The 12,364-nt window shown below is 39.3% G+C and carries 10 protein-coding genes; 1 reads left to right on the top strand and 9 read right to left on the bottom strand.

The features are described 5' to 3' along the window. The 7 genes from AKG37_RS11720 to spoVK all read right to left on the bottom strand — a co-directional run. Positions 1 to 1,283, bottom strand: a 1,283-nt coding sequence (locus AKG37_RS11720) for an LXG domain-containing protein (protein WP_060698990.1), incomplete at its 3' end; no start/stop codon positions are given. Between the two features lie 987 nt (positions 1,284 to 2,270). Next, on the bottom strand, positions 2,271 to 3,197 hold the full coding sequence (locus tag AKG37_RS11725) for a methyl-accepting chemotaxis protein (protein WP_060698991.1): 927 nt from the start codon (positions 3,195 to 3,197) through the stop codon (positions 2,271 to 2,273). 784 nt (positions 3,198 to 3,981) lie between these two features. After that, the gene (gene glnA, locus AKG37_RS11730) at positions 3,982 to 5,316 is read right to left on the bottom strand and encodes a type I glutamate--ammonia ligase (protein WP_024427046.1); all 1,335 of its coding nucleotides are present in this window, start codon (positions 5,314 to 5,316) and stop codon (positions 3,982 to 3,984) included. 60 nt (positions 5,317 to 5,376) lie between these two features. Then, positions 5,377 to 5,787, bottom strand: a complete 411-nt coding sequence (locus AKG37_RS11735; protein WP_060698992.1) for a MerR family transcriptional regulator — start codon at positions 5,785 to 5,787, stop codon at positions 5,377 to 5,379. A gap of 91 nt (positions 5,788 to 5,878) precedes the next feature. Further along, a complete protein-coding gene (locus AKG37_RS11740; protein ID WP_060698993.1) occupies positions 5,879 to 7,159 on the bottom strand; it encodes a methionine gamma-lyase family protein in 1,281 nt (426 codons plus the stop codon). Between the two features lie 6 nt (positions 7,160 to 7,165). Next, a complete protein-coding gene (hflX, locus tag AKG37_RS11745; RefSeq protein WP_060698994.1) occupies positions 7,166 to 8,437 on the bottom strand; it encodes a GTPase HflX in 1,272 nt (423 codons plus the stop codon). 121 nt (positions 8,438 to 8,558) lie between these two features. Continuing rightward, on the bottom strand, positions 8,559 to 9,518 hold the full coding sequence (gene spoVK / locus AKG37_RS11750) for a stage V sporulation protein K (protein WP_060698995.1): 960 nt from the start codon (positions 9,516 to 9,518) through the stop codon (positions 8,559 to 8,561). 320 nt (positions 9,519 to 9,838) lie between these two features. On the opposite strand from spoVK, the gene AKG37_RS11755 reads away from it, so the two are divergent. Further along, a complete protein-coding gene (locus AKG37_RS11755) occupies positions 9,839 to 10,597 on the top strand; it encodes an N-acetylmuramoyl-L-alanine amidase (RefSeq protein ID WP_060698996.1) in 759 nt (252 codons plus the stop codon). 68 nt (positions 10,598 to 10,665) lie between these two features. Here AKG37_RS11755 and AKG37_RS11760 read toward each other — a convergent pair whose 3' ends face one another. Both AKG37_RS11760 and nrdF read right to left on the bottom strand, forming a co-directional pair. Beyond that, entirely contained in the window at positions 10,666 to 11,283 is a 618-nt protein-coding gene (locus AKG37_RS11760; RefSeq protein ID WP_060698997.1) for a hypothetical protein, read from the bottom strand. Between the two features lie 84 nt (positions 11,284 to 11,367). Continuing rightward, on the bottom strand, positions 11,368 to 12,348 hold the full coding sequence (gene nrdF / locus AKG37_RS11765; protein WP_060698998.1) for a class 1b ribonucleoside-diphosphate reductase subunit beta: 981 nt from the start codon (positions 12,346 to 12,348) through the stop codon (positions 11,368 to 11,370). Positions 12,349 to 12,364 lie beyond the last annotated feature (16 nt).

Below are 12,364 nucleotides of genomic sequence, written 5' to 3' on the forward strand. Positions count from 1 at the left end.
TGAAACTTTGGTGAGTATGGCAATAGATTCGGAATAGATACTCTGTCTAGTGATTTTGCTCCTTGTTCAAGCCCTTTCTTCACCGTTGTTTTAGCTGCCGTTGTTCCCGTTTTTGTAATGGCACCCGCCCCTTTAGAGCCAAAGACGATTTCTGCTAGAGAGCCAGTTGCATAGGCGAACCAGTGTGATCGAGAATATGCATCACCATCTATGACTTCTTTTTGGAATGAGTCTGATATCGATTTTCCAATCGCTTTTGATGTTTCAATTGGATGAGAAACAGCCGTTACGACCGATTCAACGGCACCCCCGGGATCTGTCACAAGATCGTAGATTCCAACTACTGTATCTTTGGCCACATCATATAGACCAACTGCTGCACCTTTTACAACATCAACGAACCCCTCTGATGCTTCTTCCTGCGCTTTGATCTGGAGAAGCTGGCTGTAATACATTTTTTGATCGTATGAAAGATTTTCATATCCAATTTCGTCTACAATCTCAAAGTATTTCTCTTTTGATATACACGAAGGATCGTTGAGTTTTTCTTTCAATTCTTTGATTCTTCGTTTCTCTTTTTCTTCTTTTTTCACCTTTAAATATGCTTTCACTTGAGCATCGATTTTATCATGATTCTTGTACACATCTGTTTCATGAAATGCTTTCGCATCGTAATACATTGGCTGCGCATTTTTCCCTTTTCCTGTAGCAGCCATCATTTTTGCATAAAAAGTGGCGAGGTGTTTTTCAATCGCTTCTGATTTTGCGTATTCTGTTTTTAGCTCATGATCTATTTTATGTACAGCATCAATGGCTTCTTTTCTTTTTTTGTTCGCATCATCTAAATGTTCATTGACCTCTTTAGTTGAAAATACGTTCAGTTCTATGAGATCACTGACGTCATCAAAAATAGTGGATAGGGCTTCTTTTTGTTCCTTGAGCATATCTTTATTGTTTTGAATGCCTTGTTTTAATTGAGCGTCTAAGAAATGCTCATCAATAAATGTACTTCCGCCTAATGATTCGTCATCAAGCTTTCCTTTTATCCCATCTAAAAAAGCTTTTTGCATATCAATAAAATCAAGATAAGTATCCGTGTAAAGCGCAAGATCCTCATAAAAGGCTTTGATATTGTCTGCACCTTTTCCAGTAAATTCATCACCTAATCCCGATACACTTTTTAATGCTTTTTTCACAAGTTTCATTTCTTCTTGAAGCTCATGATAGGCCTTTGACCTCTGTTCGACAGCTGATAATAAAGATGGAGCATCTAATATTTTCATATAAAAAAGACTCCTTTTATGGAATATTCTTTTACTAGAATACCATAAGGAGTCTTACACTTTAATCCACTTTATCGTTTTTTAACCAATTATTCTTCAGTGCTGCGTCTTGATGCGACAGTTTGGACATCATCATGTTGAGGTTGATTGAAACCACTTTTAATGAAAAGTATACGTAGTGTTACTACAACAAACATAAGAAACACCCATTTAAAAAATCATAAAATATTTTTGAATTGTGGGTGATTCGTGGATGTTTCCTAAGAGAATGAGAATTCATTACAAACTTAGTTTGATAAAAGATTTTAATTTTATTTGAAAATCTGGAAATCTAATAAGAAACATCTAATAAACCTTCACTTTTAATAGAATTACAGTTTCTAATTTCTTCATATGCTTCAATCAAGCTATCCCTCCCTACCCCTTTTATTGCTCACACTTTGACAGGCAATAGCCTCACGTATAGATTTTAAATCCTTCATCCACAACTTAATTAAATAGTGATAGCAATCATTAATTAAGACGCTCGTCAATTTTCGGCCCATCAATGTTCAAGAAAAGCGAGTTCACCAGTAAATATAATAAAGACCTGACTAAGTTTCAACCAGGTTCATGAAGGGGTCAATCTGATTGTTATTATAAAGAAATCGAAAAATCAAAACGAACATTTGTTCTTGTTTGATTTTCCGAAGTTTTACAATTGCGTTTTAATTTTATCTATATGTTTAGAGACATTGTATTTCGGACGACCATCGTCGTGTTTCAACCAATTGATTCTTATGAATAACAGTGGTTTGCTAAAGAAATAAATCTTCGAAATATATGAATTTTTTATCCTGTCTCCGCCGGCAAACCGTATATAAATTTATTGTAACTCAAACCCAAAAAGAGAACAAACATTCGATTATAATTCCTTTTGGTAAAATAAAAAGTGTTCAATGTGGCATATTTAAACAATTCGACGTTGTTTACTATTAGACTAAACAGTTATTCACTGAGCTCTGCCAATAGCCAATCGGCTTGTCGATTTAATCTGCGGGCGGTTTCTCCCACATGAATGAATTCTTCACTTGCCTGCTTTATAAGCATCTGATTCTTAAAGACACTTGACTGGGCTTGATCTGTTCCCTTAATCACCTTTTCTAATTCCACGTGAATTGCCTTCACATATTTATTTACATTTACGATCGCCTCTTTTGAATCAGTCGCAAGCTTTCGTATTTCTGCTGCCACCACACTAAAACCATTTCCATAAGAACCTGCATGCGCAGCTTCTATGGCCGCATTTAATGAAAGCAACTGAGTTTGTGAGGCAATGCTGTTAATAGTCGTAGCAATTGAGCTGATTGATTCTACTTGCTTTGTTAATCCATCTAGCAAGCTCGTATATTGATCTGTTTCATTGGCTATATGTTCATAAGAAGCATTGACCGTTTGACTATGCTGGATACAGATTTCTGCTCGTTCCATTAGTTTTGTAGACATATTCCTTAAATCTTCTACGACCTGCTTCATAGCGTTTTCTCTCGTCGTAATATCTGTCGCTACTTTCACCACACCTACTACGTCTCCAGCATTATTTCGAATTGGGGTATATGTTGCTTCAAACCATAAGCTCGCAACATGTTTGGTCATTCGCTGCACCTTATCTTGAAAAATCAGACCAGTCTTCAAACGATTCCAAAACATGCGATAGTCTGGATGTTCTGCAATATGCGGAGGGCATAATTGTTTATGTTTTAGACCGATCATCTCTTGCTGAGAATATCCCATTGCTTTTGCAAAAAGATCATTGACCCATAGCACCTCACCTGTGACATCAAATTCAATCATTGCTAGTGACTGTTCTAATGCACTGAGAACAGCTGATTGCTCAAATACTTGTGTGGGATACTCGTTTTTTGATTTAATCATAAATTTCATCTCTCCTATTTCTATCAAATTCGAACTTTCGTATTATATACACGTCTTTTCTCCCAGGTCTAGATAAACACTTGAACTTTTAAACTAAATTTAAAGAAAAAAACGGAAGTTTTAAAAATAAACTAATGGAATAATAAGACTCTAAAGGAATTTTTATTATTCATAAAACGAACAAATATTTGATTGTAATTCCTTTTGAGATGATAGTATGTGATCGTGGCGATACAAATTTTTATAAAGTTTTCAGATATTCTAAATATCAAAACACCCTAACGATTGACCATAGCCCTAATAGGGCCTTTTTAGTTTTCTCGGAAAATGCATACAACTATAAATCTACAATTAATACAAAACAGACATTCGTAATAAAATGGCATTTCAGTCTTTGTTTTAAATTTGTTGAAAAAATAAGTGATAGTGTTGAAATACTATATTTTCTATATAAGTAATTAAATGATAAAATGAATGTTGTTCATTATTTTGTTGTCCTTGTTCTTGATTTTGACCCCTGTTCCCCCTAGTTTTGCAACCGAGAAAAACACCTCAAAAGAAGAAAACGACTCTTTAAAAAACCACGAAGAATTCAGTCATCTATTTTGTATTGAAGGCTTGAGCAATGCCGTGTAATAATTAATGATTTTATCTATTGTCTGTTTATTCACGATCCTACGTATGATTAATTGTGGAGTTAAATTCATAACTTCAAATTTTTTTGGTCATATTTTGACCAAAATAAAAACCCCTTGAAACCAATGGTTCCAAGGGGTTTTCTTTATTAATACTGAGACATATACTGATCGCGTTCCCATGGGTGTACTTGGGTTCTGAACATATCCCATTCGATTTCTTTTGATTCGATGAAGTGCTCGAATAGGTGATCGCCTAGTGCGTTGATCATCACTTCGTTTGATTTTAGCAGCTCAAGTGCTTCTGCAAGTGTTGCAGGAAGGTCAGAGATGCCGTTTTCAAGGCGCTCTTCTTTGTCCATGACATAGATGTTTCTGTCAATTGGAGCTGGTGCTTCTAGTTTGTTTTTGATTCCGTCTAGACCTGCTGCAAGTAATACGCTTAATGCAAGGTATGGGTTTGCAGATGGGTCTACGCTGCGCACTTCTACACGTGTGCTGATGCCGCGTGATGCCGGGATACGGATCAATGGGCTGCGGTTTTGTGCACTCCATGCCACATAGCAAGGTGCTTCATAGCCAGGTACAAGACGCTTGTAAGAGTTGACCGTTGGGTTTGTGACCGCTGTAAAGCTTGTTGCGTGCTTGACGATACCTGCGATAAAGTGTCTAGCAGTCTCGCTTAATTGTAAATCTGCTTTTTCATCAAAGAATGCGTTTTTACCATTTTTAAATAATGATAGGTTACAGTGCATACCAGATCCGTTTACACCGAACAATGGTTTTGGCATGAATGTCGCATGAAGACCGTGCTTTCTCGCAATTGTTTTGACAACAAGCTTGAACGTTTGAATGTCATCACAAGAACGGATCGCGCCTGCATATTTGAAATCAATTTCGTGCTGCCCTGGTGCTACTTCGTGGTGAGATGCTTCAATTTCAAAGCCCATTTCTTCGAGCTCAAGCACGATATCACGGCGGCAGTTTTCACCTAGATCTGTTGGTGCAAGGTCAAAGTATCCACCTTTATCGTTTAATTCGAGCGTTGGCTCGCCTTTTTCATCTAATTTAAATAAGAAGAATTCTGGCTCAGGTCCAAGGTTGAAATCACTAAATCCTAGTTCTTCCATTTCCTTTAAAATACGCTTTAAGTTGTTACGCGGGTCTCCATCAAATGGCGTCCCGTCTGGCTTATAAATGTCACAAATAAAGCGTGCAACTTTACCTTTTTCTGCTGTCCAAGGGAAAATAACAAATGTGTTTAGGTCTGGGTATAGATACATATCTGATTCTTCGATACGTACGAATCCTTCAATCGATGAACCGTCAAACATACATTTGTTATCGAGAGCTTTTTCTAACTGGCTCACAGGAATCTCAACATTTTTAATTGTTCCGAGAATGTCTGTAAATTGCAGACGGATGTACTTTACGTTTTCCTCATTTACTAATTTTACGATATCTTCTCTTGTGTACTTTGCCATTTCGTAAAACTCCTCCCCTACAAAAGGTAAAATGTGTATAGCAATGCTTTTGCTAATTGGTTAACGGAAGAACCTTGACATATCCCCCTGCCTAAAGGTCGTTCCTTGTTGGAAACGTCCAGCCTGAATGAGTTCCTTCTTCAGTAGCTTCCTGAGTTCATCATCTGACAAGTTGTGCTTAGCAGTGGTTTTCTCCTCGCCTTTTGTTTCTGGCGTTGGATTTTCAGCCTCAGCTTTGGCAAAAAGTTTTTTGATTCCTGCCATGTTTACACCTTGTTCGATGAGATTTTTAATTTCTAGTAATTTATCAACATCATGAAAAGAAAATAATCGGCGATTCCCATCACTTCTTGCTGGAAATACTAAACCATTTTCCTCATAATAGCGAATTTGTCTTGCAGATAATTCTGTTAGCTGCATGACAATCCCAATTGGGAATAAAGGCATTGAGCGGCGAATGTTATCACTCATCTCAACTGTCTCCTCCTCTTTGCTTAAATTTATTATATGTCATGTTATATTATGTGTCAACGAAATGTTAGGAATATTAACATGGATTTTTTTATCGAGCAGGTACTTCAATAAACCCTTGCTCCAATAAGGCATCTACAGCACTGCAAATCGCATTTTTCACATGGGCATACGTGAGTCCGCCTTGAACGTAGGCAGTATAAGGCGGTCTGATCGGACCATCGGCTGATAATTCGATACTTGCTCCTTGAACAAAGGTGCCTGCTGCCATAATGACATCATCCTCGTAGCCCGGCATATAGCTTGCATGTGGAGTGACGTGACTGTTGATCGGAGATGCATACTGAATTGCCTGACAGAACGCAATCATTTTTTTAGGGTCTCCAAATTCAACTGATTGAATCAAATCCGTTCTTTTCGCATTCCACGCTGGGTTCGTTTGGAATCCGAGCTTCTCAAGAAAACGAGCGGTAAACACTGCGCCTTTTAGGCTTTGTGCCACAACATGCGGCGCTAGGAAGAAGCCTTGATACATTTCCTGGAGGGCATACAGCGATGCACCCGCTTCACTGCCGATGCCTGGAGATGTCATGCGATAAGAGCAAGCTTCTACCCATTTTTCTTTTCCAACGATATAGCCGCCTGTTTTGGCAAGACCTCCGCCTGGGTTTTTAATGAGAGAACCAGCCATAAGATCCGCTCCTACATGACATGGTTCTTGTAATTCAGTAAATTCACCATAACAGTTGTCCACAAATACTATGATCTCTTCATTGATCTCTTTCACAAATGAAATCATTTGCTCAATTTCTTCTATTGTAAAGGATGGTCTTGAAGCATAGCCTTTTGATCGCTGGATTCCGATGACTTTTGTTTTAGTGGAAATCGACTCTTTTACTTTGTCGTAATCGACTGATCCATCTTGACGCAAATCAATGGCTTTATAGTCAATCTGGAAGTCTTTTAATGAGCCTGTCCCTTCCTTCCCGCGAATCCCAACAATTTCTTCAAGCGTATCGTATGGTTTCCCTGTCATATAGATCAATTCATCGCCGGGTCTCAGCACACCGAATAAGGCAATGGAAATCGCATGTGTGCCTGAAATAATTTGCGGACGCACAAGGCCGCTTTCTCCTCCGAAGACATCCGCATAAATCTTTTCTAACGTGTCTCTTCCCATATCATCATAGCCGTATCCAGTCGTTGGATTAAAGTGAGAGTCACTGACTTTGTGCTTTCGATAGCTTTCAAGCACCCGCCACTCATTTTGTTCGCTCTTTTGATCAATTTGCTGATGTACGTGTAAAATCTCTTGTTCTGTTTCTGCTGCTACTTTTTCTAATATACTGCCGTGTTTTAATGTGTGAAACATCTTCAGTTAATTCCTTTCCAACATATACTTCTTGATTTGTCCTAAGATGGTCTGATCCTCACCACTAAATCCAGTGATGTCATAAAGCTCTGCTTCCTTTTGAAATTCTAGTGATTCCACGAGCGTTTCTGATTTTAATGCAGAAATAAGCTTTCCTTCATATGCTGGGATCTTCACATGGTATGGTTTTAAAAAGGCTTTTTTCAATTCAGCCATAATATCCGCTTTTAACCTTTTCACATCTTCTTCGCGTCTAGCACTGATTAAAATATGGCGGTGCTTTGAAGATGGGATGAAATCTGGTCTGATTTGATCTTCTTTGTTATAAACTGTCAGCATTGGAATGCGGTCTGCTTCTAATTCTTCTAGAAGCTGATGAACTGTTCGCTCGTGACCTTCATAATCCTCATTAGAAGAATCGATGACATGAAGCAAATAATCGGCTTCCTTCACTTCTTCAAGAGTAGAACGAAATGCAGCAATCAGTGTTGTCGGAAGGTCTTGGATAAAGCCAACTGTATCTGAAATGAGCACACTGTAGCCAGAGTCTAATGTCATCTTACGTGTCATTGGATCAAGTGTCGCAAACAGCAAATCCTCTTCATGACTATCCGCTTCCGTTAATTGGTTAAATAGAGTCGACTTTCCGGCATTCGTATACCCGACAATCGCAATTTGGAACACACCATTTTTCTTTCGGCGTTCCCGGTATCTTGTTCGATGTTCTTTGACTGCAGATAGCTGCCCGTTAATTTCATGAATGCGGTTTCGAATATGACGTCTATCTGTTTCAAGTTTTGTTTCACCTGGACCTCTTGCGCCAATTCCGCCTCCTTGTCTTGAGAGGCTGATTCCTTGTCCGCTCAGTCTCGGCAAGGCATACTGAAGCTGGGCAAGCTCTATTTGCAGCTTCCCTTCTCTTGTACGGGCTCTTTTCGCAAAGATATCTAAAATCAATTGCGTACGATCAATAATTTTCACATCTAAAGCAGTCGCCAAAGCTTTTAGCTGGCTTGGAGAAAGCTCGTCGTTAAATATAATGACATCACATTCTAATTCCTCGCAAAGGACTTCCAGCTCTTCTACTTTTCCTTTACCGATATACGTTGCGCTGTCTTGTCTATTTCTCTTTTGCGTCATCACGCTGACAGCTTCACCGCCAGCCGTTTTAGTTAAGGAAGCTAATTCTTCCATTGAGTATTGAAAGCGTTCATCTGTTACATGCGGCAATTGACAGCCGACAAGGATCGCTTTTTCAGTCATTTCATGTTCATTCAACGTTAGTTGTTTCCTTTCTGTACTTAAGTTTTCAGTAGTACCATCATACCAAACACATCACACGTATACCACTATTCGGATGGTTTATTTTAGTATCTCTTTATAAAAAGGATACGCCATTTTAAGAAGGCGTATCCTCTCTCATTTGAAGGTCGTGACTTTTAATGGTGAGTAGATCTTTTTTATCATAATGATCCACAAGAAGCAGTCTCATCGCCTGGGTTCGTATCGCCTTTTCAATAGTATTTCGCACAAACCGGCCGTTGCTGAATTTTGCAGGACTCGTGGTACTTTTAATGTGCATTAAATAATCTCGCAGTTTCCATTCAGCTTCTTGGGTAAATATATATTCTCTGTCAGCCATCATTCGTTTTGCAATATCCATGAGCTGATCGACTGTATAATCTGGAAAGCTGATATTGATTGGAAATCTTGATTGCAGGCCGGGGTTTAAAGAAAGAAAATGATCCATTTCCTTGGAGTAGCCAGCAAGAATCAGAATAAATTCGTGCTGTTTGTCCTCCATATGTTTGACAAGGGTATCAATTGCTTCTTTTCCAAAATCCTTCTCTCCTCCGCGGGCAAGAGAATAAGCTTCGTCAATGAACAAAATACCGCCCAGTGATTTTTTAATTAAATCTCTTGTTTTTTGTGCTGTATGACCGATGTACTCTCCGACAAGATCACCGCGCTCCGCTTCGATTAAGTGACCCTTTGAGAGCACGTTCATTTCAAAGAAAAGTTTTCCGACAAGCCTTGCAACTGTGGTTTTTCCTGTGCCTGGATTCCCTTTGAACATCATATGAAGCGCTTGTTTCCCTACCTTTAATCCTTGCTCCTGCCTTTTTTGATTAACAAAAATCCAAGCATAAATCTCTTTTATGTTTCGTTTCATTTCATCCATACCGACAAGGCTGTTCATTTCACGCTCTATTTCCCGTAAGATGCTGTGTTTTGCCTCATTTTTCTGCAAGGCTTCGAGGTATTCTGCCTCTGAGTCTGCATCAACCAATACTTGCTTTTGTCCGTTAAGTATAATATTGATTTGGCCGTTGTTTTTATATGTGACAGCTCGCTCCAACGTATTCACCTCTCGCTCTTCTCTCTTTATTCTATTCGGGTGGAGCTGTAATCGTGACAATCGCCCGCTTAAGCCCAAGTTTGCTGTCAAAATGACCCGAGATACCGGATATTGTAGGGATTTCTGCGGTTTCCCAGGAAATGATGTGCTATTTCCATTGTATTCATCCATTTTGGGCGGACAAACCAACAATTTGCTTTTTATTAGAAAAATACAGCTTTTTCATCACAAATTGTGTAGAAAAGAGTCTCGATCATTTCCGCATTTGGTACAGGCAATTCTGCTATTTCCTCATAAAATAAAGACGAGGTGATGAATAGATGGTGAAAATTTTTATTGATCCTGGCCACGGAGGAACAGATTCTGGAGCTAGTGCTAATGGACTTTTGGAGAAAAATATCACACTTCAAATCGCGCTTTTACTGAGAGATATTTTGATTAGTGAATATGATGGGGTTTCCGTCCGCTTAAGTCGTTCAATTGACCAATCCGTCACTTTGTCCCAGCGTACGAATGCGGCAAACAGCTGGGGAGCAGACTATTTCGTGTCTATTCATATTAATGCTGGCGGGGGCACAGGGTTTGAAAGCTATGTGCATCCTGGTGTTTCTGCACCGACCACCACGTATCGCAACGCTCTTCATGATGAGATTGTCCGCTCGGTTGATTTTGCTAACCGCGGCAAAAAAACTGCGAATTTCCACGTTCTTCGAGAAACTTCTATGTCCGCGATTTTAACAGAGAATGGTTTCATTGATACGGCAGCTGATGCAAATAAGCTCCGCAACGCAACCTTCCTTCAAGGCATCGCTCGTGCTCATGCCACTGGTCTAGAGAAAGCCTTTCAGCTGAAAAAAAAAGCAAGTAATCTTTATAAAGTGCAAGCGGGAGCTTTCAAGGTGAAAGCCAATGCGGATGAATTAGCAGCCACACTAAAATCCAAAGGCTTTGACGCATTCGTTGTATTAGGAAGCGGCATGTTCCGAGTACAGGCCGGGGCTTTCCGTACAAAGCAAAATGCGGATGACCTCGTCGCTAGATTGAAACAGGCCGGTCACGACGCATTCGTTTTCCAATAAGCTAAAAGCTGTTATAACGAAACAAACCGGCTCAAGTCTAATGCTGAGCCGGTTTGTTGTCTTTGCATTTATGCTAAGATGTTAACGACAAATTGAGACCACGTTTCAAGACGATCGAAGTATTCAGGCTTTTTCAAATCTGATGCTTTCATCCATTTTCCTGAGATTTGATCTGTTTCTTTTACTTCGACATGAGCGCCTGGAGATAATTCAAGAGCTGATAACAGTCCAATGTGTACACGGCCGACACTGTTGTCATCGTCATTGATTAATCCGAGGGTTTTCATTTCAAGTTTGTCTTCTTCTTGAATAGAAAGCTCCTCGTCCAGCTCACGATCCGTATTTTCTTTTAGAATCTCAGCAAAGTTTTTTCCTTCGATGAAATTCATATGACCCCCAAAGCCAAGAGATAACTTATGATGTAATCGAGTCTCTCCCCCGCCTTGAAGTCTTTCATATACATACACTTCGTCCTCACGCTTAATCACGACATAAGGAATCGGCTGCTTGAAGTCAGGATTTTCTTCTGCATCGCCTCTTCGCATCTGCTCGAAGTGCTCTTCGATTTCTTTCATAATGGTGCTGATTGTTTTCTCTTCACTATTCACACCGTTAAACGCGAGTGTTTCGTTTTGGAACACGCGCGTGCGCGGTGCAACTAAAATGATTTCGTCCATTTTTCCCATGTTCGGTAACCTCCAGTATGTAATCCATTGTTAGAAATGGCAAAAAGCCAAAACGAGTAATGCGTTTTGACTTTTACGCTTTCCTTATGATTCATCTCCAAAGAAGAAGTCGTCATCTTTTAACGGCTCAACTGTTGCTTTTTTGTAGCCGTTCCCTTTCATTGAGAAGAAGTCATGTGACTTTGTTTTTGTATTCAGTCCGTTCAATACAATTGGGTTGATCTCTTCTTCTTCAAAATAAGGAGCAAATCCAAGGTTCATTAACGCTTTATTGGCATTGTAACGAATGAACTTTTTCACATCATGCGATAAATTGACTTGGTCATAAATATCCTCAGTGTAATGAAGTTCATTTTCATAAAGCTCGTTCAAGAGGTCAATAGAGAAATCATACAGCTCTTTTTGCATTTCAGGTGTTTGTTTGTTGTAAATTTCTTGTGCCAATAATCCAACGTACACACCGTGAATCGCTTCATCGCGCAAAATCAAGTTAATGATTTCACCACTTTGCATGAGCTTTCCTTGTCCATAGAAATAAAGCGGGTAGTAAAAACCACTATAAAATAGGAAGCTTTCTAAGTAAACAGAAGCAACCATTGCTTTAAAGAGGGAAATAGGATCGTCCTTTTGAATCGAACGATATAAACTAACAATCATATCCGCTTTTTTTTGCAAGAATTTATTCTTCTTGACCCATTCAAACACTTCGCTGATCGTTTCAGTTGGTGCAAGTGTCATGAAAATATTTGAGTATGATTTCGCATGCACCGCATTTTCCATCATCGCCATAAAGTTTAACACCGCTTTACGCTGATGGCCGTCCACATGTTCAGCGACAATCGGCATTCCTGTATTCCCTTGTTCTGTATCAAGTAAGGTGAGGCCAGCAAGTACCTTCATGTACGTATCCCGCTCTTTCTCACCTAGATATTTCCATGTCAAGAGATCTCCGTTTAAGGAAATCTCTTCAGGAAGCCAGAACTGCTTCACATTTTGGTTGTAAAACATTTGTGTAAAATCGTCTTCGTGTTTTGACCAGTTGGCTGCATCATAAATTTTTGTCACGTTAAACTCTCCTTTA

The sequence above is a fragment of the Bacillus australimaris genome (genome assembly GCF_001307105.1).
In the GTDB taxonomy this organism is placed as follows: domain Bacteria; phylum Bacillota; class Bacilli; order Bacillales; family Bacillaceae; genus Bacillus; species Bacillus australimaris.